Source organism: Micromonospora salmantinae, from assembly GCF_022230905.1.
GTDB lineage: Bacteria > Actinomycetota > Actinomycetes > Mycobacteriales > Micromonosporaceae > Micromonospora > Micromonospora salmantinae.
Window position 1 is genome coordinate 111,765 of record NZ_JAKKFG010000019.1, and the last position, 26,983, is coordinate 138,747.

Sequence of the window (26,983 nt, forward strand, 5' to 3'; positions counted from 1 at the left end):
ACCCCTTCGCCGCCCGGCGAAACGCCGTGCGGCGTCGGGTCAGCGCCCGGCGGGCAGGTTCGGCTCGTCCACCAGAGCCACCGCCTCGGTGGCCTCGGCGGCGGCCCGTTCGGTCCACGGCGACGTGGGGGCCGGCCGGCGGGTCGTCGGGATCGTCATCGGCACGTACACCCGGGCGTCGACCGCCTCGGCCAGCAGCAACGCGGCGACCAGGCTGGTCGGGCGCTGCTCGGGGTCGTCGGCGAGGCAGGAGTGGCACAGCTCGGCGACCTCCGGCGGCAGCCCGGCGATGTCGGGCAGCGGCTCCGGTGGCCGACGGCGGCGGACGAGCAACAGTTCGCTGGCGGTCGCCGCGCGGTAGGGCAGGCGGGCGGTGAGGCTGTAGTAGAGCAGCACGCCGAGGGCGTACATGTCGGCAGCGGGGGTGGCCGGAGCCTCGTCCAGTTGTTCGGGCGCCAGGTACGCCGGGGTGCCCAGCACCATCCCGGTCGGCATCGGGTCCGCCGTACCGGCGGCGATGGCGATGCCGAAGTCGAGCACCTTCACCCCGGTCGGGGTGAGCATGACGTTTGCCGGCTTGACGTCCCGGTGCACGATGCCCTCGGCGTGCGCGGCTGCCAGCGCGGCGGCGACCTCCGCGCAGACCCGCACCGCGATCTGCCAGTCCAGCGGCCCGGCACGCAGGTGCACGGCGAGCGTCTCACCCTCGGCCAGCTCCATGACGATGTAGGGCACCGGGCGGCCGGGCCACGTCGAGGAGGTGCCGAAGTCGTGCACGCTGGCCACGTTGGGATGTTCCAGACGGGCCGCCGACCGGGCCTCCGCCCGGATCCGGTCCACCGGGCCGTCCCGATCGTCGCGGCCGGGCGAGATGAGCTTCACCGCGACCGGCCGGTCCAGCACCTGGTCGTAGGCCCGCCACACCTCGGACATCCCGCCCACACCGATGCGCTGTTCGAGCCGGTACCGCCCGTCCAGCATCCGCATCGACAGCTCCTCGCCCTCGCCCCGCCGACGGCGGGTGCTCAGGTGCCGGTACCCGAGCGCCGAGCTGGGCAAACCGGAGCCCGATTCGGGGCGGACGGCCCCGCGCACCTCGCTGCGCCACGGGGGATGGGTGCGGTAGCTTGCGAGCCAGAGCCGGTGTCACCGATTGTGCCGGCATGGTCACCCGAGGGGACGCCGCGATGAGCGAGGTCACCGTACGCTTCGTCGGTGGGCCAGCGGACGGCCTGGTCCGGCTGCTGCCGGCCGGGTCGGACGGCGCCCCGCCCCAACGTTGGATCATGCGGCACCCGGACGGCACGGGCCCGGTGCAGCCCGGCCCCGACCACCTCTACGAGCGCGACCGGCCCGACGAGGCCGGCGGGTGGAGCATGCGGTTCGTGCGCACCGACGCGTACGGGGTGTCCGAGTGACCACGAGGCGGGGCTGACCGGTGGTGTCGCCGGCGTCGCGTCCGCCCGGCCGTACAGCTCGCGCACAGCTTCCGCAGGGGCGCGGCACAGGCGCGGCGGCCACCATGGGGCCCATGGTTATGAACGGGCAGGCCGCGCCGAGCCGGATCGAGTTGCGTCGCCCCGACGGTGAACCCGTCCGGGTGTTGGTGGTCGACGACGAACCCACGCTCACCGACCTGCTGTCGATGGCCCTGCGCTACGAGGGTTGGCAGGTCCGCACCGCCGGCAACGGCATGGCGGCGCTGGGCACCGCCCGACAGTTCCAGCCGGACGCCGTGGTGCTCGACGTGATGCTGCCCGACCTGGACGGCTTCCAGGTGCTGCGCCGGCTGCGCGAGCACGCCCCCACAGTGCCGGTGCTCTTCCTGACCGCCCGCGACGCGGTCGAGGAACGCATCGCCGGGTTGACCGTCGGCGGCGACGACTACGTCACCAAACCGTTCAGCCTGGAGGAGGTGATCGCCCGGCTGCGCGCGCTGCTGCGCCGCTCCGGGCTGGCGATCGCCGCCCGGGAGGAGGCGGTGCTGACCGTCGGTGACCTCAGCCTCGACGAGGACAGCCACGAGGTCCGGCGAGCCGGCCAGCTCGTCACCCTCACCGCGACCGAGTTCGAGCTGCTGCGTTACCTGATGCGCAACCCGCGCCGGGTGCTCAGCAAGGCGCAGATCCTCGACCGGGTGTGGAACTACGACTTCGGTGGCCAGGCCAACGTGGTGGAGCTGTACATCTCGTACCTGCGCAAGAAGATCGACGCCGGCCGCGCGCCGATGATCCACACGCTGCGCGGTGCGGGCTATGTCCTCAAACCCGCCGAGTAGGCGCCGCCCGCTGCGCGCCGCCCGGGGGTGGCTGGCCGGGCGCTCCCTGCGTACCCGACTGGTGTTCGCCCTGCTCGCGCTGCTGGCGTTGGTCAGCGTCGCGATCGGTGGCCTGACCACTGTGGCGCTGCGGCACTTTTTGATCGACCGGCTCGACGCTCAGCTGGTCCCCGCGCCGGCCATGCGGGGCGACCGGCCGGGGCGGCCGGCATTTCCGGGCAACGGACCGGGCATTCCACCCGGGCTGCCGTCCGGCACGGTGGTCGCCGAGATCAGCGACGGCCGCGTGACCAGCGCCCGGACCCTGACCAACAGCGCCTCCAGCGCCGATCCGTTCCCCGACGAGCAGCCCGTCGCGGTGGGGGAGGTCGCCGTGCTGGCGGACCTACCTGTCGACGCCAGACCGCACACCGTCGACCTCGGCGATCGTGGTGACTACCGGGCTGTGGCCCGCCAGTACTGGGACGGCCGGGTACGTGTCGTCGCGATCCCCCTCTCCGGCGTCCAGGAGACCGTCTGGGCGCTGGTCGCCGCACAGGCCGGGGTGGCCGCGATCGGACTGCTGCTCGCCGGTGTGGCGGGCGCGCTGATCGTGCGGGCGACCCTGCGACCGCTCAACCGGGTGGCCGCCACCGCCACCCGCGTCACCGAGCTGCCCCTGGACCGGGGGGAGGTGGCGCTCGCCGTCCGGGTCCCGGCCGCCGACACCGACCCACGCACCGAGGTCGGCCAGGTCGGCGCGGCGCTGAACCGGATGCTGGGCCACGTCGCCGACGCGCTCTCCGCCCGGCAGGCCAGCGAGACCCGGGTACGCCAGTTCGTCGCCGACGCCAGCCACGAACTGCGGACGCCTCTCGCGGCGATCCGCGGCTACGCCGAGGTGGCCCGGCGTGGCCGCGACGAGGTTCCCGCCGACGTGGCGCACGCGCTGCGCCGGGTGGAGTCGGAGAGCACCCGGATGACCAGCCTCGTCGACGACCTGCTGCTGCTGGCCCGCCTCGACACCGGCCGGCCGCTCGCTGTGGAACCGGTGGACCTGACCGCCCTGGTGGTGGACGCGGTCAGTGACGCGCACGTCGCCGGCCCCGAGCACCGCTGGCAGCTCGAACTGCCCGAGGTGGCGATCCGGGTGCCCGGCGACGCCGCCCGGCTGCACCAGGTGGTGGCGAACCTGCTCACCAACGCCCGGGTGCACACCCCGCCCGGCAGCACTGTCACCACCACGCTGGCCGTCGACGCCGCCAGTGCCGTGCTCACCGTCGCCGACGACGGGCCGGGGGTGCCGGTGAGGCTGCAACCGGAGATGTTCGAGCGGTTCGCCAGGGGCGACAGCTCCCGATCCCGCGCGCACGGCAGCACCGGCCTCGGTCTCGCGATCGTCGCGGCGGTGGTGGAGGCCCACCACGGCACGGTCGGGGTGGACAGCCGTCCAGGTCGGACCGTGTTCACCGTCCGGCTGCCGAATCCCACAGCTGACGCATAGTTCGCACACGGGGTCGCGCCAGGCGAGCCCTCAAGGCTGGCCGCATGGACAGAACCGAGACCCTGTTGCCGGCACCCGCCGAACCCGAGCCGCCAACTGCCGCACGCCCCGACGAGCACTCGCCGCCGACGCGCCGCCCGCCGGCCTGGGCCCGGCCCGCGCTGGCGATCCTGCTGCTCGCCACCGGCCTGCTCTACCTGTGGGGCCTGGACGCGTCCGGCTGGGCGAACTCGTTCTACGCCGCGGCCGTGCAGGCCGGCTCGGTGAGCTGGAAGGCGTTCCTCTACGGCTCGTCGGACGCCGCCAACTCGATCACCGTCGACAAGACACCCGCGTCGCTGTGGCTGATGGCCCTGTCCGTACGCGTCTTCGGCCTGAACAGCTGGGCGATGCTCGTGCCGCAGGCGCTCTGCGGCGTCGCCTCGGTCGGCGTGCTCCACGCGACCGTGAAGCGCTGGTACGGGCCGGCCGCCGGTCTGATCGCCGGCGCGGTCCTCGCGGTCACCCCGGTGGCGACGCTGATGTTCCGGTTCAACAACCCCGACGCGCTGCTGGTCCTGCTGCTGGTCGCCGGGGCGTACGCCACGGTGCGCGCGCTGGAGACGGCCAGCACCCGGTGGATCGTGCTGGTCGGTGTGCTGGTCGGCTTCGGCTTCCTCACCAAGATGTTGCAGGCGTTCCTGGTGGTGCCGGTCTTCGCCGGCGTCTACCTGCTGGCCGCGCCGACCGGGCTGTGGCGGCGGGTCCGGCAGTTGCTGCTGGCCGGGTTGGCGGTGGTGGTCTCCGCCGGCTGGTGGGTGGCGCTGGTCGAGCTGGTGCCGGCCAGCGCCCGCCCGTACATCGGCGGCTCGCAGGGCAACAGCATCCTGGAGTTGACCCTCGGCTACAACGGCCTCGGCCGGATCACCGGCGAGGAGGTCGGCAGCGTCGGCGGCGGTGGCGCGCGGCCGGGTGGCGGCGGTGGCCCGTTCTCCGGGCAGAACGGCGTGCTGCGGATGTTCGGCGGCGAGATCGGTGGTCAGGTCTCCTGGCTGCTGCCGGCCGCGCTGATCCTGCTGGTGGTCGGCCTGCTGCTGGCCGGAAGGGCGACCCGCACCGACCGCACCCGGGCCGGGCTGCTGCTCTGGGGCGGCTGGCTGCTGGTCACCGGTCTGATCTTCAGCTTCATGTCCGGGATCTTCCACGCCTACTACACGGTGGCGCTCGCACCGGCGATCGGCGCGCTGGTCGGCATCGGCGTGACGCTGCTCTGGCGCGAGCGGCGACAAGCTTCGGCTGTCGCTGGGGTCGCCGAAACGTCAGCGGGTGATTCGCTGCCCGCGTCCGCCGACGACGTCGTGGGGGGCACGCGGTGGCAACGCCTGCGCCCGCTCGCCGCCACGGCGACGCTCGCCGGCACTCTCGTGGTGACCGTGTGGTGGGCGTGGGTGCTGCTCGGACGCAGCCCCGACTGGTACCCGTGGCTGCGGACCACTGTGCTCGTCGCCGGCCTGGTCGGGGCGGTGTTGCTCCTGCTGGTCACCCGGCTGCCCCGCCGGGTGGTGCCGGTGGTGCTGGGCCTCGGCGCGGCGGCGGCCCTCGCCGGCCCGGTGGCGTACGCGGTGCAGACCGCCGCGACCCCGCACACCGGGTCGATCCCGAGCGCCGGCCCGTCCGTGGCGGGCGGGTTCGGCCGGGGCGGCTTCCCCGGTGGGCAACCCCCTGGTGGCATGGAGGTGCCGGCCGGCGGCCAGTTCCCCGGTGGCTTCCCTGGCGGGGGTCAGTTCCCCGGTGGCTTCCCGGGCGGGGGCCAGAACGGTGGCGGCCAGAACGGCGGTCAGCTGCCGGGCTTCCCCGGCGGTGGTCGCAACGGCGGGCCCGGTGCCACCGGCGGCCAGGGGCGCTCGGCCGGTGGGGGAATGGGCGGGCTGCTCGACGCCCGTGAGCCCAGCGCCGCGCTACGCGAGCTGCTGCAGAACGACAGTGCCGACTACACCTGGGTGGCGGCGACCATCGGCTCGAACAACGCGTCCGGCTATCAGCTCGCCACCGGCGAACCGGTGATGCCGATCGGCGGGTTCAACGGCAGCGACCCCTCACCGACCCTCGCGCAGTTCCAGCGCTACGTGGCCGACAAGAAGATCCACTACTTCGTCGGTGGTGGTGGCTTCCGGGCCAACGGCGGCAGCTCGGCCTCCCAGGAGATCGCCGCCTGGGTCGCGGAGACGTTCACGACGCAGACCGTCGACGGGGTCACCGTCTACGACCTCAGCGCCGGTGCGGAGGCGTCGTGACCGCGCTGGGCGGACCACGGGCCGCCGTCCAGGCCCGACCGACGGCCGTCGTGCTGGACGTGGTGATCCCGGTCTACAACGAGGAGGTCGACCTCGGGCCGTGCGTACGGCGGCTGCACGCCCACCTGAGCGCGAACTTCCCGTACCCGTTCCAGATCACCATCGCCGACAACGCCAGCGTCGACGACACTCTGAAGGTGGCCGACGGCCTCGCCGGTGAGCTGCCCGGCGTCGAGGTGCTGCACCTGGACGCCAAGGGGCGGGGGAGGGCGCTCTCCGCAGCGTGGTCGGCGTCGTCCGCGCCGGTGCTGGCGTACATGGACGTGGACCTCTCCACCGATCTTGCGGCGTTGCTGCCACTGGTCGCGCCGCTCATCTCCGGCCACTCCGACCTGGCTATCGGCACCCGGTTGGCGCGTACCTCCCGGGTGGTGCGTGGCGCCAAGCGGGAGGTGATCTCGCGGGCCTACAACCTGCTGCTGCGCGGGGCGTTGGCGGCGCGGTTCTCCGACGCGCAGTGCGGGTTCAAGGCGATCCGCGCCGACGTGGCCGTGGAACTGCTGCCGTTGGTGCGGGACACCGGCTGGTTCTTCGACACCGAGCTGCTGGTGCTGGCCCAGCGGGCCGGGCTGCGCATCCACGAGGTGCCGGTGGACTGGGTCGACGACCCGGACAGCCGCGTCGACATCGTGGCCACCGCCCTGGCCGACCTGCGTGGCGTGGGCCGGCTGGGCAGGGCGCTGCTGACCGGCGCGCTGCCCCTGGCCGACCTGCGCGCACAACTCGGCCGGGCGCCGCTCACCGCGCCGCCTGCACAGCCCGCCCAAGCGCTGCCGGGGCAGGCGCTGCCGGGGCAGGTGCCGGTCGGGTTGCCCCGGCAGCTGGTCCGGTTCGCGGCGGTCGGGGTGGCGAGCACGCTCGCGTACCTGCTGCTGTTCGTGGCCACCCGGGGTCTGCTCGGCGCGCAACCGGCGAACCTGGTGGCGCTGCTGGCGACCGCCGTGGCGAACACGGCCGCGAACCGGCGGCTCACGTTCGGCATCAGCGGACGCCGGCACGCCGCCCGGCACCACGCGCAGGGGTTGCTGGCCTTCGCCCTCGGTCTGGCGTTGACCAGTGGCGCGTTGGCGGTGCTGCACGTCGTCTCCGCCGTACCGGCCCGGCCGGTGGAGCTGGCCGTGCTGGTGGCCGCGAACCTGGCCGCCACGGTGCTGCGGTTCGTGCTGCTGCGCCTCGGCATGCACCATCGGCGTACCTGAGGCGTCGACCGGTCAGCCGGCGGCGGCTTCGCGGACCAACCGGCGTGCCTCGTCCCGGGGCACGCCGGTGGCCCGCAGGAGGTCGTTGGCGGCGGTGCGCAGCTGGGAGACCACTATCGTCCCGGAGAAGCCCAGGTCCTGCCGGCACGCCACGCCCGCCTCCCGGACCGCGTGCAGCACCCGCTCCCGGGCCTGCACCGGTTCCTGCCCGGCGACGAACTCCCGGTGCAGCAGCCGGACCGATTCGCCGAGGTGCTCCACCGCCGCGGGCAGGGCCGCCGGCACCGGTTCCTCGTCGCGCAGGGCGGTGCCGATCCGGCGCACCAGACCCCGGCTGTTGCGGAAGGCCCGTTCCATGTGCGTCACCCCGCGCCGGTACGCGGCGATTGCCCGGCGTCGTCGCCAGCGCACCGGGGAGAGCCGAACCACCTCGTCGGCGGCGGTCGTCACGGCGACGAGCTGTCGCAGTTGCGGGTCGGCGTCGCGCATCCGGTCCAACACCGCCCGCGCTCCGTCCCAGTCCGACTCGGCCAGCGCCTGCGCGGAGGCCGTCATCTCCCGGGCGAACAGGTCCAGGGCGGGCTCGGCGGAGCGGCGCACCATCCGCATCGGGTTGAGGGGCAGCAGGACGAGCATCACGAACAGTCCGGCCGCTCCGCCGACCAGCGCGTTGACAGTGCGGGGCAGTTCCAGGTCCGGCGCGGTCGGGGTCAGCGTGGCGACGAGAACGGCGGTACCACCGGCCTGAGTCATCAGCGCGCCGGTGCCGCGTACCAGCACCGACGCCGCGATCGCCAGGAAGACGATCACACCGGTCTGCCACGGGCCGGTGCCGAACAGGCTGATCAACAGGTCACCCACGCCGATGCCGAGCACCACCCCGGCGACCAACTCCGGGGCGCGGTGAGCACGTTTGCCCAGCGACGCCGCGATGACGCCGACCGCCGCGGCCGGCGCGAACGTCGGCTCCGGGTTACCGAACAGCTCGCTGGCCACCAGCCAGGCCAGGGCGGCGGCCAGGCCGGCCTGGAGCGCCACGATCAGGTAGAGCCGGATCCGCTGGCCGCTCTGCCGGCCGGCCCGCGCGACGCGAGTCCGCAGGTTGCCCGCCGCCGTTCGCGCCCCGGTCGCCGCGGCCGTTGGTTTCATGGCCGGGGGTACCCGGCCCGGCCCACGAGCGAACCTGCGCCGAACCGTTACGCCGGGTACGCCATGGCCGCAGCGATCGCGACGACCCCCGGCAGCCGGCTGTCCTGGCGCAGGAACTGCACCACCACCGGCACCGTGGAGCGCAACACACAGCCGTACGGTCGGTCGAGCCGTACCGCTTCCGGGTCGATCAGGTCGTTGAGCCGAACATGTCGTACCCGGTGGGCGTCGACGGTGATGGCGTACGGGCCGACCGGCTCGGTGTCCTCGTAGTAGAGGTGCAGCTCGGCGTCGGCGCGGGTGCCGGTGGCGTTGAGGACGCACAGCTGATCGAAGCTGGTGAAGGCCGGCTCGGGGCCGTTGCTGGGGAACGGGATGTGCCCGCCCGGCACGACCCACACGCGGGCGCCGATCTCGGTCATCGGCTCTCCTCCAGCAGCCGGGCGAGGTCGGGGCTGAGGAACACCCCGTCCGGGTCGAGTCGGCGGCGGGCGTCCCGGAAGTCGTCCCAGCGCGGATAGAGGGGCCTCAGGTCACCGGCGGTCAACCAGTGCTTCTTGCCCCAGTGCGGCCGGCCACCGTACTGCCGGAAGACCGCCTCCATGTCCCGGAAGTAGTCCTCGTACGGCAGCGAGGTGTTCTGGAGGCAGGCGATGGTGGTGGTCGGCCGGCCGTACGCGTTGCTCAACCAGATGTCGTCGGCGGCGATGCTGCGCACCAGTACCCGCCAGCCGACAACAGCGCGGTGCCGTTGCAGGATCCGCCGCCGGACCTCGGCGAAGCAGGCGGGGAACGCCTCCGACGGCAGCATGTACTCGATCTCCTCGAACCGCAGGTGCCGCTCCTGCGGGATGGTGCGGTGGATCGGACCGGACCGGATCTCGTGGGGTGCGCCCCACGGGCCGGAGTCCGGCACCCGCGGCGCGGCCCACACCCGCACGTCGGAGCCCCTGTCGGTGCGGTTCAGGGTGCGGATCTGTGTCTCGTCGCTGCGCGGGTACCAGTAGAAGTCCATGTTGCGGTTGGTGTGCTGCAATTCGGCCAGGTGGTCGAGGGTCCAGTCGATGTGCGCGCACCACGCCCGGCGGTGCAACTCGTAGTGCGGTTGCACGTCCAGGGTGACCTGGGTGACCACTCCGAGAGCGCCCAGCGACAGCCGGGCCGCCGGCAACAGGTCCGCGTTGTCGTCGGCCGAGATGTCGAGAACCTCGCCGGTGCCGGTGACCAGGCGAACGCCGGTCACCTGGGTGCACAGGTTGCCGAAACCGATGCCGGTGCCGTGCGTGCCGGTGGCGGTCGCGCCGGCGATCGACTGGTAGTCCACGTCGCCGAGGTTGTCCATGGCCAGCCCGGCGTCGTACAACCCCTCACCGAGGGCCTTGAGCTTGGTGCCCGCCCACACCCGCGCCCGATCGGCGTCCTCGGTGATGACTCCGGCGAGCCGATCCACGCTGAGCAGGATGTCGTCGGTGCGCGCCAGTGGGCTCGACGAGTGGCCGGAGCCCACCGGGCGGATCGTCCTGCCGTCCTGGCGTGCCCGCACCACCAACTCCCGTACCGCGTCCTCGTCCGCCGGCTCGGCGAGCTCCCGCGGGGTGAACGAAAGGCTGCCGGACCAGTTGACGAACTGTCGCATCCGGCCGACTACCCGTCGACGCGACCGGTAGTCGCGTTTCCGTGCCGGCCCGCCGGGTAAGGAGCCGCGTGCCGGCCTTCGGCTCCGCGAACACGCCGCCGATCGACTCGTACGCGTTCCTCTCCGACACCCACACCGGGGCGCTGATCGGCGCGGACGGCGTGGTCGACTGGTTCTGTGTGCCGCACTTCGAGGGTGACGCGCTCTTCGCGCGGCTGCTGGACCGTCGCGTCGGTGGCGCGTTCACCCTCTCCGTCGCCGCTGACGCCGCGCCGGTCCGCCGGTACCTGCCCGGCACCCTGGTCGTGGAGAGCGCGTACCGCGCCGCCGGTGGCAGCGCCGTCGGTCAGGACTTCCTCGCCGTACGGGCCGGTGATGCCGCACAGCCGTTCCGCGCGGACAAGCTGTTGGTGCGCCGCCTGCACGTGCGTGCCGGGTCGATGCGGGTGCGTGCCGAGGTGACGCCACGCCCCGGGTACGGCGCCCGCGCGGTCGACTGGCACCGGGACGACGACCAGTGGGTGGCCGCCGAGGCGGGGCTGCGGCTCCGCTCGGCGCTGCCGTTTCGGGTCGACGGCGCGACGGTACGTACCGAGGTGGTGCTGCGGGCGGGGCAGACGATCGACGTGCTGCTCGGCTACGGCCCGGGCCGCATCGACGAGGTCGACCCGGCCGACCTGCTGGAGCAGACCTGCCGCACCTGGCGGGAGTGGTCGGACCGCGCCGACTACACCGGCCAGGGCAGCGAGCAGGTGCGGCACAGCGCCGCCGTCCTGCGGGGCCTGTCGTTCGACGAGACCGGGGCGTTGCTCGCCGCGCCCACCGCCTCGCTGCCCGAGGAGATCGGCGGGGTCCGCAACTGGGACTACCGCTACACCTGGCACCGCGACGCCGCGTTGCTGCTGCTCGCCCTGTTCCGGTTGGGCCACGCCGAGGAGGGTCGTCGCTACCTGCACTTCCTGCTCACCACGTGCGGCGGGGCGGGCGACGTCCTCAGCCCACTCGTCGGGATCCACGGGGTGACCCGCGAGGAGGAGATCCTCGATCACCTCGACGGGTACGCCGGCTCGCGGCCGGTGCGCATCGGCAACGAGGCCGCCGAGCAGCTCCAGTTCGACACGTACGGGCACGTGCTCGACGCCGCGCTGTCGTACCAGCAGCTCACCGGGGAGTTGACCGGCGCGCAGTGGCAGGTGCTGCGCCGGCACGTCGACACCATGGCCACCCGGTGGCGGGAGCCGGACCACGGCATCTGGGAGATCCGGGGGCCGCTGCGGCACTACGTCAACTCGAAGATGATGGCCTGGGTCTGCCTCGACCGGGGTATCCGCCTCGCCGGCCTGGTCGGGGACCACGACGCACCAGTGCAGCGGTGGAGCGGGGAACGCGACGCCGTGCACGCCGACGTCATCGAGCGGGGCTTCGACAGTGACGTCGGCAGCTTCGTGCTGGCGTACGACTCGACCGAACTCGACGCGTCGTTGCTCCGGATGCCCCTGGTCGGGTTCCTTGCCGGTGGCGACCCGCTGGTGGTGGCCACCATCGACCGCATCCGCCGGGATCTCGCCATCGCCCCGGCGCTCATCCGCCGGTACACGGCCGACGACGGGTTGCCCGGCGAGGAGGGCGCGTTCCTGCTCTGCTCCTTCGAGCTGGTCTCCGCACTGGTCCTGGCCGGGCGGCGCGAGCAGGCCGCCGAGCTGTTCGACCGGCTCTGCGCGTACGCCGGGCCGCTCGGCCTGTACGCCGAGCAGCTCGACGCCGATGGCACCGCGCTGGGCAACTACCCGCAGGCATTCACCCACCTCGCGTTGATCGAGGCGGCGCTGAACCTCGATGGCGCCGGCGACCGCGACGCGCTGCACGCGTGGGCGGAGCTCACCGCGCGACCGGGAACGGCCGACGGCTGACCGGTCAGCCGACCAGCATCTCGGTGAGGACCTCGACGACCCGTCGGGTGTGCCGCCCGTCGGGGTCCTCGTCGGTGTTCAGGTCGGTCACGCTCATCCCGAGCAGCCGGTCGGCGCGGGCCAGCGGCGTGACCAGCGCGATCAGGTCTGCCCAGCGCGGGCCGTCCGGTTCGGGGTAGGTCACCGCGGGCAGGTCGCGCGGGTCCACCACGTCCAGGTCGAGGTGCAGCCAGGCCGGGCCGTCCCCGTCGGCGGCGAGGCTCGCGCCGACCGTCGCGGCGCCCCGTCGCCGCAGCTCGGCGGCGTTGATCTGGTGGATCGCCGGGTCGATCCGGGCCGCCTCGACCCGGCTGCTCTCGTCGGTGGCCGGGCGGTGCCCGAGCAGGTGGACGCGGCCGGGCTCGATCAGCGTGCCGCCGGGACCGACGGCGGCGGCGGGGCCGCACCCGGTGACAACCGAGAGGTCCATGTCGGCGGCCTCACCCGTCGGTGAGGTCGTGCCGTCGAGGAAGTCCGGGTGGGCGTCGACGAACCACAGGTCGGTCGCCGGGGGTAGGGCCCGGCAGACGCCGGGCAGGATCGCGCAGTCGCCGCCGAGCACCAGTGGTCGGTGGCCGTCCGCGATCAGTGCGCCGATGCGCGCGGCGATGGCGCCGCCGGCCCGGACCAGGCCCGCCGCGCCGATCACCCCGCTGGCCGGGTCGCGGTTCGGGTCGCGCAACCGCGCCTCGTCGATCCGCCCGTCGTCGTCGGCGGCCAGGGCCTCGCGCAGGCCGGCGCGGCGCAGCGCGGCCGGGGCCCGCTCCTCGCCGCGCCCGGCTCCGGAGGAGTCCAGCGGCGCGTCCACGATCATCCAGCGCACGTCCGCAGCGTACCGGCGCGGCCGGCCGTCCCGGCCGCATTCTGTGGTGTGGCTGGGAGTACGCCGATGTGCCCGCGACAGCGACGACGACCGGCGTACGGTGAGGGACAAGTCCGGCTTTATGGGTCAAAAGCCTCATCGGTGTACGCCCTGGGACGCCGGTATCGAGGCGGCGAGGGCAAGGAGCGATCGGTGGAACATCTGGCCTACCTGGACGCGGGGTCCGGCAGCCTGATCGTGCAGGCTGTCGTCGGTGGGGTGGCTGGCGCCGCGGTCGCCGCGAAACTCTACTGGCGACGGCTGGTCGACCGGTTCCGCCGGCAACCCACCGACCAGCGCTGAGCGGGCCAGCCCCGACGATGGCGATCTCACCCACCGAGGTACGGCCCGAGCCGGCCTCCTTCCGCGACCCCGCCAACCGGGTCTTCCACGTCGGCGACGAGGTGCTGCGCGGGCTGGACCCCCAGGCCGCCGCGCACTGGCGGGCGCTGACCAGCAGCACGTTCTTCCCGGCGCTGGTCGCCGCGCGCAAGGTCTGCGCCACCGAGGACGCCCCGCCCACCCTGGTGCCGGCCGCGACCGGGACACCGTGGGCGGCCGTGCTGCGCCACGAGCGCATCCCGTTCGTCTCCCACCCGTACGAGTGGTCGTTCAGCATGCTGCGCGACGCCGCCCTGCTGCACCTGGAGATCCTGACCGCCGCGCTCGGCGAGGGTTTCACCACGAAGGACGGCTCGGCGTACAACCTCCAGTGGCGCGGCGCCCAACCGGTCTTCATCGACATCGGCTCCTTCGAGCCGATGCGGGACGGCGAACCGTGGGCCGGCTACCGGCAGTTCTGCCAGACCGTGCTCTACCCGCTGATGCTCACCGCCCACCTGGGCGTCGACTTCCAACCGTGGCTGCGTGCCCGGGTCGACGGCATCGAGGCCGACGAGCTACGGCCACTGTTCAACGGGGCCCGCCGGCTGCGCCCCGGCGTGCTGACCCACCTGCACCTGCACGGGGCCATGCAGCACCGCAACGCCGCCGCCAGCACCACTGAGGTACGCGACCAACTGCGGGCCGCCGGCTTCTCCCGGGAGCTGCTGCTCGCCACCGTACGCGGCATCGAGAAACTGGTCGGCAAGCTGGACCGCCGCCCGCCCGAGAGCCACTGGTCGGACTACCAACGCACCTGCGGCTACTCGGCCCGCGACCGGGTGGCGAAGGAGCAGTTCGTGGCCGTCGCTGTCGCCGCCGGCACCCGCCCCCGCCTGGTGCTCGACCTCGGCGCCAACGACGGCCGGTACTCCCGGCTGGCGGCCGGGCACGCCGACTACGTGGTCGCCGTCGAGCAGGACCCCACAGTCGTCGACGAGCTGTACCGGCAGCTGCGCTCCGAGGGGCAGCGCCGCATCCTGCCGCTGGTGCTGGACCTGGCCGACCCCTCACCGGGTGGCGGCTGGCGGGGCGTCGAGCGGGCCGGCTTCGCCGAGCGGGCGTCCGCCGACGTGGTGCTCGCCCTGGCCGTGGTGCACCACCTGGCGATCGGGCGCAACGTGCCGCTGCCGGAGGTCATCGACTGGCTGGCCGGGCTGACCGCGCCGGGCGGCGCGGTGGTGGTGGAGTTCGTGCACCCGGAGGACCCGATGGCGACCCGGCTGCTGGCCAACAAGCCCGCCGGTCTCTTCCCGGACTACCGACGCGACACCTTCGAGACGTTGCTCGCCGCCCGCGGACGGATCACCGATCGGCTGGAACTGCCCTCGGGAACCCGCACGCTGTACCGGACGGTGATGGGTGGCTGAACCGGCTTCCGTCGACCCGCCGGCCGCGGACCACCGGCCGCCGCCGGCCCCCGCACTGTGGGACCGGGGCTGGCGAGGTGAGCTGGGCCGGCTGCTGGAGATCGTCGCGCTGGTCGGTCTCGTGGTCACCCAGCCACTGCTGGACGTGCTCGGCCGCAGCCCCGACTTCTTCCTCTTCCACCGCGCCGACCCGGCCCAGATCCTGCTGCTGCTCGCCCTGGTGACGGTGCTCCCCACGGCTGCGGTGGCGGTGCTCGGCGCGCTCAGCCGACTGGCCGGCCGGACCGCCCGCGCCCTCGCCCACACCGGGCTGGTCGGGCTGCTGGTCGCCGCCCTCGCCGTGCAGGTGGGCCGACACGTCGCGCCACTTCGGGGCGTACCGCTGCTGCTGGTGGCCGTGCTGGTCGGAGCCGCCGGCGCGGCCGCGCACCGGCGGTGGCGGGCGCCGGGCCGGGTGCTGCGACTGGCCGCCGCCGGCCCGGTGGCCTTCGTGGCGCTCTTCCTGCTCGCCTCGCCCACCTCGGCGGTGGTCCTGCCGCGCGGCGACGGCGGCGCGGCCGGCACCGCGCAGGGCTCGGCCGTGCACCCGCCGGTGGTCATGCTGATCCTCGACGAGCTGCCACTGGTCAGCCTGCTCGGCGCGGACGGGAAGATCGACGCCGGGCGGTACCCGCACTTCGCCGAGCTGGCCGGCGCCTCCACCTGGTACCGCAACTCCACCGGGGTCAGCGGATGGACGCCCAACGCGCTGCCGGCGATGCTCACCGGCCGCTACCCGGCCAAGCCGGTAGCCCCGCACTACTCGCAGTACCCGGACAACATCTTCACCGCCTTCGGCGGCCTGTACGACATCCGCGCCGAGGAGAGCATCACCCGGCTCTGCCCGCCCAGTCGCTGCGAGCAGCCGGTCACCCCCGAGCAGGGGCTCGGCGTGCTGGTCCGGGAGACCGGCAAGCTGCTCGGCCGGGTCGCCGGGCCCACGGAGAGCGCTGTCGACCCGGAGGACTCCTACCGCGAGCAGACCCGCGCCGAAGCCGGCCTGGACGCCGCCGAACCGGTGCCGGCCGACCCGAAGTTCCGCTGGGACAGCCTGGACGACAACCAACCGGCCCGGTTCACCAGCTTCCTCGCCGGGCTGAAGCCGACGACCCGGCCCACCCTGCACTTCCTACACCTGCTGATGCCGCACTCACCGTGGGCGTACCTGCCGTCCGGGGCGCGCTACGACGCCCCCGAGGACCTGCCCAACAACGGTGCCGGGTGGGTCGACCTGGCCCGGCAGCGGCACCTCGCCCAGCTCGGCTACACCGACCGGCTCATCGGCGAGACGCTGCGGACGCTGCGCGCCAGCGGCCTCTACGACCAGGCCCTCGTCGTGGTGACCGCCGACCACGGGGTCAGCTTCCGCCCCGGCGCGCAGGGCCGGGGCATGGACGCCATCAAGGCCGCCGCCGGCGAGGTCGCCTGGGTGCCGACGTTTGTCAAGGAACCCCGGCAGCAGGCCGGCCGGGTGGACGACCGCAACTGGGAACACGTCGACCTGCTGCCGACAGTGGCCGACGAGGCCGGCGTCCGGCTGCCCTGGCGGGTCGACGGGCGCTCCGCCCGCCAGGCCCCCCGCACCGACGGCACGAAACACTTCTACGACCGCCCCGGCGAACCGGTCACCTTCCCCGGTGGCGTGCCCGCCCCGCCACCCCTGCCGACACCCCACCCCCTGGTCGGCACCGAGGTCCGCGCCGGCCCCGCCGCCGGCAGCGCCCGGGTCGCCGACCTGGCCGCGTTCACCGCCACGGACCCGGACACCGGCACCCTCCCGGCACTGGTCTGGGGCGACGTCCCGGACCGGATCCCGGACGGCACACTCCTCGCCGTCGCCGTCAACGGCCGCATCGGGGCCGTCGTCCCGGTGGTGCCGGCCGACCTCGGCGGACGCCGGTTCGCCGCGCTGCTCGCCGACGACAAGCTGTTCCACGCCGGCACCAACCAGCTCGACGTCTTCCAGGTCGCGACGGACGGTACGCTGCGACGCCTCACCCTGTCGTGACCTGGCTTGCGGGTTCGGTCCGGTCCGGTCCCGTCTGGCGGGATGCCGGGTTTCCCGGCCGCCCGGTCGGGAATCGGGTGACGCATACCTCACCGCCGAACCACGGCGGACGTTGTCCCCCGAGCCGCAATTACGGTAGAAGCGAAGGCAATTCAACGTAGATCTGCCGGCGAAGCGAGGAACCACATGACGGAAGTCAAGCTCGATCACCCCGGTGGGCAGCTGTCGATGCCGGTGCATCCTGCGGTCGAGGGCCCCGCCGGTGTCGGGGTGAGCAAGCTGCTGAAGGAAACCGGGATGACCACGTACGACCCCGGTTTCGTCAACACCGCCGCTGCCTCATCCGCGATCACCTACATCGACGGCGACGCGGGCATCCTGCGTTACCGGGGGTACCCGATCGAGCAGCTGGCCGAGAAGTCCTCCTTCCTGGAGGTCTCCTACCTGCTCATCTACGGTGAGCTGCCGACCGAGCAGCAGCTGACCGAGTTCACCGAGTGGATTCGGCGGCACTCGCTGCTGCACGAGGAGATGCGCCGCTTCTTCGACGGCTTCCCCCGGGACGCCCACCCGATGGCGGTGCTCTCGTCCGCGGTGAGCGCCCTGTCCACCTTCTACCAGGACAGCCTGGACCCGTTCGACTCCGAGCACGTGGAGATCTCCACGGTCCGGCTGATGGCGAAGGTCCCCACCATCGCCTCGTACGCGTACAAGAAGTCCATCGGTCAGCCGCTGCTGTACCCGGACAACTCGCTGGGGTACGTGGACAACCTGCTGCGGATGACGTTCGGCGTGCCGGCGGAGCCGTACGAGGTCGACCCGGTGATGTCGAAGGTGCTGGACATGCTCTTCGTCCTGCACGCCGACCACGAGCAGAACTGCTCCACGTCGACCGTCCGCCTGGTCGGCTCCAGCAACGCCAACCTGTTCGCCTCGGTCTCGGCCGGCGTGAACGCGCTGTTCGGCCCCCTGCACGGTGGCGCCAACCAGGCGGTGCTGGAGATGCTGCAGCAGATCCACGCCGGCGACGGCGACGTCCGGTCCTTCGTCCGCAAGGTCAAGGACAAGCAGGACGGCGTCAAGCTGATGGGCTTCGGCCACCGGGTCTACAAGAACTACGACCCGCGGGCGGCGATCGTCAAGAAGGCCGCGCAGGACGTGCTGGGCCGGATGGCCAAGCCCGACCCGCTGCTGGACATCGCCATGGAGCTGGAGGAGATCGCCCTCGCCGACGACTTCTTCGTCTCCCGTCGGCTCTACCCGAACGTGGACTTCTACACCGGCCTGATCTACAAGGCCATGGGTTTCCCGACCAAGATGTTCACGGTGCTCTTCGCCCTCGGCCGGCTGCCCGGCTGGATCGCCCAGTGGCGCGAGATGATCAACGACCCGGAGACCAAGATCGGCCGTCCGCGGCAGGTCTACGTCGGCTCCGCCGAGCGGGACTACGTCCCCTTCGGCGAGCGCTGACCCGCTCCTCGCTAAACGAGCAGGCCGTCGACCCCTCCAGGTCGACGGCCTGCCGCGTTTCCGCGCCCCGAGCTGTCCCCGGCATGAGTCGATCACGAACGGGTGACGCCGGGGCTCAGAAGGCGGAGATGTCCTGGGCCCGCTCGCTGCGACTCAGCGCGCTGATCAGCGCGGACTGGCCACGGCGGCGCACGGCCAGCCGGACCAGCAGGTCGCGTACGGGGTCGAAGACATCCGCCGGGAACTCCGGCGTGGGCAGGCCGACGCTCACCGCGAGGTCGTCGGAATGGACCACGATCTCCAACTGGCGGGTGAGCAGGAACTCGCCGCGCGGAAGGGCCCAGCCCTGCCACGGGATCGGCACGACGTCACGAGCGGCACCCCGCGAGAGCAGGTCGCCGACCTCCGTCAGCGCCTGGGCGGAACGGGCGTGCAGATCGGCCGGCCCGCGTACGGCGTCGGCCTCGTCGGGGCCGGACGCGACAGTGTTCTTGTCCGGGGACCCCTCGGAGACCCAGGCGGCCCGCTCGTAGTGGTTGTCGGCCGACTCCAGGACCGGCAGGTCCGTCGGCATCGGCAGTAGCTCCGCCGCACGGACCGCCTGACGTCCCAGGTGGCACGCCAGCCCACCCACGGACAGGTGTGGCAGGGCGCTCGGGCTCGACCACCGCTCGGTCACCTCGGGGCGTCGGATCAGGTCCAACGCGATCGAGGCGGCGACCGGAAAGCTGGCATCCAGGGCGTCGACAGGACGAGACATCCGCACATTCTGGCAGCCCCGACCGACAGCCGCCGGGCAGCGCGGAGCGCTCGCCACACCAGGATCGACCCCGCCCGAGCCCGAGCCAGGCCCGAGTCCCGGCTGAACCGGAATCGGGCCTGGCTCGGGGAGGGGTCAGCGCAGGCCGGCGGCGGCGAGCAGGTTGCCCTCGGGGAGCGCCGGGAGGGCGCTACCCTGCGACATCCGCTGCTCGGCGCGCTCGGCGGTGAACGCGGCGTCGTGGTGGATGGCTGCGGCGTAGCTGGCGGCGGTGCGCTGGGCGATCGCGGCCCAGCCGTACTGGTCGTGGACCATCCGGCGGGCGCGGCGGGCCATGACGCGGGAACGGTCGGCGTCCGACAGCAGCGCGTCCACGGCGTCGGTGAGGCTGCCCGGGTCGTGCGGACGGAAGGTCATCCCGGTGACGCCCGGCTCGACGATCTCGCCGAGGCCACCGGTGGCGGCGACGGCCAGGGGAGCGCCGGCCGCGGCGCCCTCCAGTGCCACCATGCCGAACGGCTCGTAGATGCTCGGCACGGCGAAGCAGTCGGACGCGGCCATCAGCGCCGGCAGGTCGGTGCCGCCGAGGAAGCCCGGCATGGTGACCATGCCGCCGAGGCCGCGGCGGTGCACCTCGGCCTCCAACTCGGCGCGGTACGGGCCGTCACCGGCGATCACGGCACGCAGGCCGGGGTGCCGCTCGCGCAGCCGGGGCAGCGCGGCGATCAGGTGCTGGACGCCCTTCTCGTACACCAGGCGGCCGGCGAAGGTGACCAGCGGGCCGTTGCCGGCGAAGCGGGCGCGGGCGGCGGCCACGGCACGCGCGGGCACCCGCCAGCGGTGCGGCTCCACGCCGTTGGCGACCACGTCGACCCGTCCGGCCGGTACGCCGAACAGCGCGTTCACCTCGTCGCGCATGTACCCGGAGCAGACGATCACCCGGTTGGACTCGCTGCTGAGCCACTGCTCGACACCGTGGATGGTGCGGTTCATCTCCTCCGGCAGCCAGCCCTGGTGCCGGCCGGCCTCGGTGGCGTGGATCGTGCTGACCAGCGGGATGTCCAGGTGGTCGCGCAACGTCATCGCGGTGTGCGCGACGAGCCAGTCGTGGGCGTGGATGACGTCGTAGGAGCCGGCCTGGGCGGCGCGCAGGGCGGTGCGGGTGAGGGTGTGGTTGAAGGCCATGGTCCAGGCCAGCAGGGAGCCGGTGGCGAGGGGGAAGGTGACCGGGTCCTCGGGGGCGCGCAGGATGCGCACGCCGTCGGCGTACTCCTCCAGGGGTGCGCCGTCGGAGTGGCGGGTGACGACGGTGACCTCGTGGCCGGCGGCGGCGAGGGCGACCGAGAGGGCGTGCACGTGTCGACCGAGACCGCCGACGAGCACCGGCGGGTACTCCCAGGACAGCATGAGGATGCGGCGGGTCTGCGGGGGCACCCCGGGGCCGGACTGCGCCTGCACGGGCGTGCCGGGCTGCGCGGTCGGACCGGGCTGCGCGGGGGGCCGGGAGGTCAGGGTGGGCCGGTGGGCCCGGTCCTTGGTGGCAGCGAGCTGCTCGTCGACCCGCACTGTCACATCAGTCTCCGTCCATGCATGGTGAGGCGCGCCGACGTCAGTGGCGGCGGAGCGAGAGGTGTAAGGGGTGGCAGATGGCCAGGCGGGCACGCGCGAACGCTTGTCCCCGGTCAAGGAAAGTGCATAGGACCCGAGAACGCACCTCGAAAAGGGCCATCGTGACGGAGGACACCCGATCGGTGTAGCGCGCATCAGACGGGCGGTTTTCGCCCGTCGCCTGAAAGGATGGATTGGCGCGCCCGGGCCGGGGGCACTACCTGCGTGCGCGCGGGCGATCTCGGCCGGTGCGCACATAACCATGGTCTAAGGAGCGACATGCAGGTCTGGCCGGGCGAGCGGTACCCCCTGGGCGCCACCTACGACGGAATGGGCACCAACTTCGCCATCTTCTCCGAGGTGGCCGAGCGGATCGAGCTGTGCCTCTTCGACGAGTGGGACACCGGTGCGGAGCGCCGCGTCGAGCTGCGCGAGGTGGACGCCTACGTGTGGCACGCGTACCTGCCGGGCATCGAGCCGGGCCAGCGCTACGGCTACCGGGTGCACGGCCCGTACGACCAGGCGAACGGGTTGCGCTGCAACCCGCACAAGCTGCTGATCGACCCGTACGCCAAGGCCATCGACGGTGACGTGGACTGGGACCCGGCGGTCTACGACTACGACCTCAACGAGCCGGAGCGCATGTCGGAGACCGACTCGGCGCCGTTCATGCCGAAGTCGGTGGTGGTCAACCCGTACTTCGACTGGGGCAACGACAGGCCACCGCGCACCCCTTACCACCACTCGGTGATCTACGAGGCGCACGTGCGCGGGCTGACCATGCGCCACCCGGACATCCCGGAGGAGCTGCGCGGCACGTACGCGGGCATCGCCTCCCCGCCGATGATCGACTACCTGACCCGGCTCGGGGTGACGGCGATCGAGCTGATGCCGGTGCACCAGTTCATCCACGACAACCGCCTCTCCGACCTGGGGCTGCGCAACTACTGGGGCTACAACACCATCGGCTTCTTCGCCCCGCACCACGGCTACTCCGCGCTGGGCCGGACCGGCCAGCAGGTGCAGGAGTTCCGGGGCATGGTCAAGGCGCTGCACGCGGCCGGCATCGAGGTCATCCTCGACGTGGTCTACAACCACACCGCCGAGGGCAACCACCTCGGGCCGACGCTGAGCTTCAAGGGCGTGGACGCCCCCAGCTACTACCGGCTCAGCGAGGAGGACCCCCGCTACTTCGTCGACTACACCGGCACCGGCAACAGCCTCAACGTGCGCAGCCCGCACTCGCTGCAACTGATCATGGATTCGCTGCGGTACTGGGTGACCGAGATGCACGTCGACGGCTTCCGGTTCGACCTGGCGGCCACCCTGGCCCGCGAGTTCTACGAGGTGGACCGGCTCTCCACCTTCTTCGAGGTGGTGCAGCAGGACCCGGTGGTCAGCCAGGTCAAGCTGATCGCCGAACCGTGGGACGTCGGCCCCGGCGGCTACCAGGTCGGCAACTTCCCGCCACTGTGGACGGAGTGGAACGGCAAGTACCGCGACACCGTGCGGGACTTCTGGCGCGGCGAGCCGGCCACCCTCGCCGAGTTCGCGTCAAGGATCTCCGGCTCCGCCGACCTCTACCAGGACGACGGCCGCCGACCGTTCCACAGCATCAACTTCGTCACCGTGCACGACGGCTTCACCCTCAACGACCTGGTGTCCTACAACGACAAACACAACGAGGCCAACGGCGAGGAAAATCGCGACGGCGAGAGCCACAACCGGTCCTGGAACTGCGGGGTCGAGGGCGACACCGACGACGAGGCGGTCCTCGCCCTGCGGGCCAAGCAGCGGCGCAACTTCCTGGCCACCCTGATGCTGTCGCAGGGCGTGCCGATGATCGGCCACGGTGACGAGCTGGGCCGCACCCAGCACGGCAACAACAACGTCTACTGCCAGGACACCGAGCTGGCCTGGGTCGACTGGGACAACGCCGACGAGCACCTGCTGGACTTCGTCCGCACGCTCACCGCGTTCCGCAAACGACACCAGGTGTTCCGCCGTCGCCGGTTCTTCACCGGGCTGCCGGTGAACGGACGCGGCATCGACGAGCCGCTGCCCGACCTGGCCTGGTACACCCCCGACGGGCGGGAGATGACCGGCGAGGACTGGGGCAACGACTTCGGCCGCTCGGTGGCGCTCTTCGTCAACGGCGAGGGCATCCGCGAACGCGGCCAGTACGGCCAGAAGCACCACGACGCGTCGTTCCTGCTCTGCTTCAACGCCCACGACGCGCCGCTGGACTTCACCATGCCCGGCAGCGACTACGGCCAGAAGTGGGAACGGGTGATCAGCACCGCCGAACCCGAGCCCGGCGACGCCACGGTGATCAGCGCGGGCGGCACCATCCGGGTGCCGGACCGCTCCCTCGTCGTGCTGGAGAGGACGATCTGACATGCCGGCCACCCCTCCCACTGCCACCTACCGCATCCAGGTCCGCCCCGGCTTCGACCTGGACGCCACCGCCGCGATCGTCGACTACCTGGACGACCTCGGCGTCAGCCACCTCTACAGCGCCCCGCTGCTGACCGCCACCCCCGGCTCCCAGCACGGCTACGACGTTGTCGACCACCGGGCCGTCAACCCGGAGCTGGGCGGGGAGGCCGCCCGCCAGCGGCTGCTGACCGCGCTGCGCGACAAGCACCTCGGCCTGGTCGTCGACATCGTGCCCAACCACGCCGGGGTGGCCGTCCCGGCCGCCAACCCGGCCTGGTGGGACGTGCTGCGCCGGGGACGCGACTCGGCGTACGCCGACTGGTTCGACATCGACTGGGACCGGGGCCGGCTGCTGCTGCCGGTGCTGGGCGACGATGAGGCCGCCCTCGACGACCTGAAGGTGGTCGACGGGGAGCTGCGCTACCACGAGCACCGCTTCCCGGTCGCCGACGGCACCGGCGACGGCAGCGCCCGCGAGGTGCACGACCGGCAGCACTACGAGCTGGTCTCCTGGCGGCGCGGCGACGCCGAGCTGACGTACCGCCGGTTCTTCGCCATCGCGGGCCTGGCGGGTCTGCGCGTGGAGGACCCGGCGGTCTTCGCCGCCACCCACGAGCTGATCCTGCGCTGGGCCGCCGCCGGGGAGGTCGACGGCATCCGCGTCGACCACCCGGACGGCCTGCGCGACCCAGCCGGCTACCTGGCCCGGTTGCGGGCCGCCGCGCCCGACGCCTGGCTCGTGGTGGAGAAGATCCTGGAGTACGGCGAGGAGCTGCCGGACTGGCCGGTGGACGGCACCACCGGCTACGACGCCCTGGCCGCTGTCGGTGGGCTCTTCGTCGACACCGACGCCGAGGGTGACTTCACCGCGCTGGACAACCGCCTCACCGGGCAGCACACCTCCTGGGAGGACCTGACCCACACCACCAAACTGGCCGCCGCCACCCAACTGCTCGCCACCGAGCTGACCCGGCTGGCCGCCCTCGCCCCCGAGGTGCCCACCGAGCAGGCCCGCGCGGCGCTCGCCGAGCTGGCCGCAGCGTTCGCCGTCTACCGGGGCTACCCGCCGCACGGCGCCCGGCACCTCGCCGCCGCCCGCTCCGAGGCCGGCCGCCGTCGCCCCGACCTGGCCGGGGCCCTGGACGCGATCACCCGCCGACTGCGCAACCCCGACGACGAACTGGCTCAACGATTCCCGCAGCTCACCGGCGCGGTGATGGCCAAGGGCGTGGAGGACACCGCGTTCTACCGCTGGACCCGGTTCGTGGCGCTCAACGAGGTCGGCGACAACCCCGCCCACTTCGGGGTGCCGCCGGCGGAGTTCCACCGCTTCGCCGCCGCCCAACAGGTCCGCTGGCCGGCCAGCATGACCACCCTCTCCACCCACGACACGAAACGCGGCGAGGACGTCCGCGCCCGCCTCGCCGTGCTCAGCGAACTGCCGGGCCGCTGGGCCGAGCAGGTCAAGACCTGGATGGAGTACGCGCCGCTGCCCGACCCGGCCTTCGCCCACCTGCTCTGGCAGACCGCCGTCGGCGCGTGGCCGATCGAGCGGGAACGGCTGCACGCGTACGTCGAGAAGGCCGCCCGGGAGGCCGGGGCCTCGACCAGTTGGGCGGACCCCGACCCGGCCTTCGAGCAGGCGGTGCACGCGGTGGTCGACCAGATGTACGACGACCCGAGCCTGCACGACGAGCTGACCGAACTCGCCGCCGCCATCGCCCCGGCCGGCTGGTGCAACTCGCTCGGGCAGAAGCTGATCCAACTCACCATGCCCGGGGTGCCGGACACCTACCAGGGCACCGAGCTGTGGGACAACTCCCTCGTCGACCCGGACAACCGCCGCCCGGTCGACTTCGACGTACGCCGAGAGCTGCTGGCACGCATCGACGGCGGCTGGCGTCCCCCGATCGACACCGACGGAGCGGCGAAGCTGCTCGTCGTGTCGCGGACCCTGCGGTTGCGGCGGGCGCACCCGGAGCTGTTCACCACCTACCGGCCGGTGCCCGCGCACGGGCGGGTGGGCCGGCACGTGGTGGCCTTCGACAGGGGCGGCGCGATCGCCGTGGCGACCCGGCTGCCGCTGGGCCTGGCGCGCGCCGGCGGGTGGTGTGACACAGCTCTGTCACTTCCCGTTCACGAGATGAAGGACCTGTTCACCGGCCGGGTCTACAGTGGCGGGGAGACCCCTCTGGACGGCCTTCTGGCCGACTATCCCGTGGCTCTGCTCACTCCTTCCACCACTTCCGTGGAGGCTGCGTGATGACCGAATTCAGCGTGTGGGCGCCAGACGCCGAGCGGGTGCGGCTGCGCCTGGCCGACGACACCGACCACGAGATGCGCGCCTCCACCGACGGCTGGTGGCGGGTCGAGGTGTCCGACGCCGGGCTCGACTACTCCTTTCTGCTGAACGACGACGAAACCCCTCTGCCCGACCCCCGGTCACCGTGGCAGCCTGCGGGAGTGCACGGGCCGAGCCGCCGCTACGACCACGCCGACTTCGCGTGGTCCGACAGCGCGTGGACCGGCCGGCAACTGCCCGGCAGCATCCTCTACGAGCTGCACATCGGCACCTTCACACCGGAAGGCACCTTCGACGCGGCCATCGACCGCCTCGACCACCTCGTCTCGCTGGGCGTCGACCTGATCGAGCTGCTCCCGGTCAACGCCTTCAACGGCGAACACAACTGGGGGTACGACGGCGTCTGCTGGTACGCCCCCCACGAGCCCTACGGCGGCCCCGACGGCCTGAAACGGTTCGTCGACGCCGCCCACGCTCGCGGTCTGGGGGTGATCCTCGACGTTGTCTACAACCATTTCGGGCCCTCCGGGGCCTACGCGCCGCGGTTCGGGCCCTACCTCGCCGAGCAGAGCAACAGTTGGGGACGCTCGATCAACCTGGACGGCCCGCACTCCGACGAGGTACGCCGCTACATCATCGACAGCGTGCTCATGTGGCTGCGCGACTACCACGTCGACGGGCTGCGCTTGGATGCCGTGCACGCCCTGCACGACTCGCGGGCCGTTCCCATCCTGGAAGAGTTGGCGGTTTCCGTCGAGTCGCTGTCGACGCACCTGGGGCGGCCGTTGTCGCTCATCGCCGAATCCGACCTCAACGACCCGCGGGTCATCACGCCGCGCGAGGCGGGTGGGTTCGGGCTGCACGCCCAGTGGAACGACGACGCCCACCACGCGCTGCACACGTTGCTGACTGGGGAGCGGCAGGGGTACTACGGCGACTTCGGCTCCCTGGAGACGCTGTCGGATGTGCTGACCGGCGGGTTCTTCCACGCCGGCACCTGGTCGAGCTTCCGGAACCGTCATCACGGGCGGCCTGTTGACCCTCGGGTGCCTGGGCATCGGTTCGTGGCCTACCTCCAGAACCACGACCAGATTGGGAATCGGGCTACCGGGGATCGGATCTCGGCTTCGCTGTCGCCTTCGCTGCTTCGTGTCGGGGCTACGTTGCTGTTGACGGCGCCGTTCACTCCCATGCTGTTCATGGGGGAGGAGTGGGCGGCTTCTACGCCTTGGCAGTTCTTCACCTCGCATCCGGAGCCGGAGTTGGCCTCTGCGGTGCGGACGGGACGGCGGCGGGAGTTCGCTGCGCACAGGTGGCCCGAGGGGGACGTGCCCGATCCGCAGGACCCGGAGACGTTCGTGCGGTCGCGGTTGGACTGGGCGGAGCTGGACAAGCCTGAGCATGCTTCGATGCTGGCGTTTTACCAGCGGTTGATCGCTCTGCGTCGGTCTCTGCCTGACCTCTCTGATCCTCGGTTGAACGCTGTCTCTGTGCAGCACGGGGACCAGTTCCTGGTGATGCGGCGGGGGGACACGCTTGTCGTGGCGAACCTGGCTGGGCGGGGGCAGGGGGTGTCGCTGCCTGGGGTGGCGCGGCGGGTGCTGCTGGCTACTGAGGAGGGGGTCACCGTGATGCGGGACCGGATCCAGTTGCCGGCGGAGACTGCGGCGATTGTGGCGCTCTGAGTGAGCGCGCAGAAAGCACTTCGGGTTTCATC

The 26,983-nt window shown here is 72.4% G+C and carries 20 protein-coding genes; 13 read left to right on the plus strand and 7 right to left on the minus strand.

All coding sequences use genetic code 11. The annotated features are described in order from the left end of the window. Positions 1-39: 39 nt before the first annotated feature. Positions 40-987: a serine/threonine-protein kinase gene (locus PSH03_RS16500; RefSeq protein ID WP_210785152.1), complete on the minus strand. Its 948-nt coding sequence runs from the start codon at positions 985-987 to the stop codon at positions 40-42. A gap of 200 nt (positions 988-1,187) precedes the next feature. Here PSH03_RS16500 and PSH03_RS16505 point away from each other — a divergent pair, with 200 nt between their 5' ends. The 5 genes from PSH03_RS16505 to PSH03_RS16525 all read left to right on the plus strand — a co-directional run bounded on the left by PSH03_RS16505 (position 1,188) and on the right by PSH03_RS16525 (position 7,293). Next, positions 1,188-1,418, plus strand: a complete 231-nt coding sequence (locus PSH03_RS16505) for a DUF8847 domain-containing protein (protein WP_091408172.1) — start codon at positions 1,188-1,190, stop codon at positions 1,416-1,418. Positions 1,419-1,537: 119 nt separating this feature from the next. Beyond that, a complete protein-coding gene (locus tag PSH03_RS16510) occupies positions 1,538-2,278 on the plus strand; it encodes a response regulator transcription factor (RefSeq protein ID WP_372494781.1) in 741 nt (246 codons plus the stop codon). Further along, positions 2,256-3,761 carry a sensor histidine kinase gene (locus PSH03_RS16515; RefSeq protein WP_238689662.1) on the plus strand — a complete coding sequence of 502 codons (1,506 nt, stop codon included), beginning with the start codon at positions 2,256-2,258 and terminating at the stop codon, positions 3,759-3,761. The genes PSH03_RS16510 and PSH03_RS16515 overlap by 23 nt, the downstream gene beginning before the upstream one ends. A 44-nt stretch (positions 3,762-3,805) precedes the next feature. Beyond that, positions 3,806-6,034: an ArnT family glycosyltransferase gene (locus PSH03_RS16520; RefSeq protein ID WP_238689663.1), complete on the plus strand. Its 2,229-nt coding sequence runs from the start codon at positions 3,806-3,808 to the stop codon at positions 6,032-6,034. After that, the gene (locus PSH03_RS16525) at positions 6,031-7,293 is read left to right on the plus strand and encodes a glycosyltransferase (protein WP_238689664.1); all 1,263 of its coding nucleotides are present in this window, start codon (positions 6,031-6,033) and stop codon (positions 7,291-7,293) included. Before PSH03_RS16520 ends, PSH03_RS16525 begins: the two co-directional genes overlap by 4 nt. Before the next feature lie 12 nt (positions 7,294-7,305). Here the strand turns inward: PSH03_RS16525 and PSH03_RS16530 are convergent, their stop codons facing one another. The 3 genes from PSH03_RS16530 to PSH03_RS16540 are packed head-to-tail and all read right to left on the minus strand — an operon-like array spanning position 7,306 to position 10,078. Next, positions 7,306-8,442 (minus strand): FUSC family protein, encoded by a 1,137-nt coding sequence (locus tag PSH03_RS16530; protein WP_238689665.1) that lies wholly within the window; start codon positions 8,440-8,442, stop codon positions 7,306-7,308. 47 nt (positions 8,443-8,489) lie between these two features. Next, positions 8,490-8,864, minus strand: coding sequence for a sensory rhodopsin transducer (locus tag PSH03_RS16535; RefSeq protein WP_112680675.1), 375 nt, complete (start codon positions 8,862-8,864; stop codon positions 8,490-8,492). Next, positions 8,861-10,078 (minus strand): D-arabinono-1,4-lactone oxidase, encoded by a 1,218-nt coding sequence (locus tag PSH03_RS16540; RefSeq protein ID WP_238689666.1) that lies wholly within the window; start codon positions 10,076-10,078, stop codon positions 8,861-8,863. Before PSH03_RS16540 ends, PSH03_RS16535 begins: the two co-directional genes overlap by 4 nt. A 68-nt stretch (positions 10,079-10,146) precedes the next feature. Here PSH03_RS16540 and PSH03_RS32900 point away from each other — a divergent pair, with 68 nt between their 5' ends. Then, positions 10,147-11,988 carry a glycoside hydrolase family 15 protein gene (locus PSH03_RS32900; RefSeq protein WP_238689667.1) on the plus strand — a complete coding sequence of 614 codons (1,842 nt, stop codon included), beginning with the start codon at positions 10,147-10,149 and terminating at the stop codon, positions 11,986-11,988. A 4-nt stretch (positions 11,989-11,992) separates the two neighbouring features. Here PSH03_RS32900 and PSH03_RS16550 read toward each other — a convergent pair whose 3' ends face one another. Next, the gene (locus PSH03_RS16550) at positions 11,993-12,841 is read right to left on the minus strand and encodes an arginase family protein (RefSeq protein WP_238689728.1); all 849 of its coding nucleotides are present in this window, start codon (positions 12,839-12,841) and stop codon (positions 11,993-11,995) included. Positions 12,842-13,042: 201 nt separating this feature from the next. On the opposite strand from PSH03_RS16550, the gene PSH03_RS16555 reads away from it, so the two are divergent. The 4 genes from PSH03_RS16555 to PSH03_RS16570 all read left to right on the plus strand — a co-directional run bounded on the left by PSH03_RS16555 (position 13,043) and on the right by PSH03_RS16570 (position 18,157). After that, entirely contained in the window at positions 13,043-13,192 is a 150-nt protein-coding gene (locus PSH03_RS16555) for a hypothetical protein (protein WP_165947858.1), read from the plus strand. Positions 13,193-13,209: 17 nt separating this feature from the next. Beyond that, complete coding sequence (locus PSH03_RS16560) at positions 13,210-14,640, plus strand: class I SAM-dependent methyltransferase (RefSeq protein ID WP_238689668.1); 1,431 nt, start codon at positions 13,210-13,212, stop codon at positions 14,638-14,640. Positions 14,641-14,695: 55 nt separating this feature from the next. Further along, positions 14,696-16,687: a sulfatase-like hydrolase/transferase gene (locus PSH03_RS16565; protein WP_238689729.1), complete on the plus strand. Its 1,992-nt coding sequence runs from the start codon at positions 14,696-14,698 to the stop codon at positions 16,685-16,687. Positions 16,688-16,873: 186 nt separating this feature from the next. After that, positions 16,874-18,157: a citrate synthase gene (locus PSH03_RS16570; RefSeq protein ID WP_124854565.1), complete on the plus strand. Its 1,284-nt coding sequence runs from the start codon at positions 16,874-16,876 to the stop codon at positions 18,155-18,157. Positions 18,158-18,272: 115 nt separating this feature from the next. On the opposite strand, the gene PSH03_RS16575 is transcribed toward PSH03_RS16570, so the two are convergent. Both PSH03_RS16575 and PSH03_RS16580 read right to left on the minus strand, forming a co-directional pair. Then, a complete protein-coding gene (locus PSH03_RS16575) occupies positions 18,273-18,917 on the minus strand; it encodes a maleylpyruvate isomerase N-terminal domain-containing protein (protein WP_210784227.1) in 645 nt (214 codons plus the stop codon). Positions 18,918-19,052: 135 nt separating this feature from the next. After that, on the minus strand, positions 19,053-20,324 hold the full coding sequence (locus PSH03_RS16580) for a glycosyltransferase family 4 protein (RefSeq protein WP_238689730.1): 1,272 nt from the start codon (positions 20,322-20,324) through the stop codon (positions 19,053-19,055). A gap of 480 nt (positions 20,325-20,804) precedes the next feature. Here PSH03_RS16580 and glgX point away from each other — a divergent pair, with 480 nt between their 5' ends. Genes glgX through treZ form a run of 3 tightly spaced genes read left to right on the plus strand, consistent with a single transcriptional unit; the run spans position 20,805 to position 26,951 of the window. Beyond that, entirely contained in the window at positions 20,805-22,922 is a 2,118-nt protein-coding gene (glgX, locus tag PSH03_RS16585) for a glycogen debranching protein GlgX (RefSeq protein WP_238689669.1), read from the plus strand. Position 22,923: 1 nt separating this feature from the next. Continuing rightward, on the plus strand, positions 22,924-25,227 hold the full coding sequence (treY, locus tag PSH03_RS16590; RefSeq protein ID WP_238689670.1) for a malto-oligosyltrehalose synthase: 2,304 nt from the start codon (positions 22,924-22,926) through the stop codon (positions 25,225-25,227). Further along, a complete protein-coding gene (treZ, locus tag PSH03_RS16595) occupies positions 25,227-26,951 on the plus strand; it encodes a malto-oligosyltrehalose trehalohydrolase (protein ID WP_238689671.1) in 1,725 nt (574 codons plus the stop codon). Before treY ends, treZ begins: the two co-directional genes overlap by 1 nt. Positions 26,952-26,983: the final 32 nt, after the last annotated feature.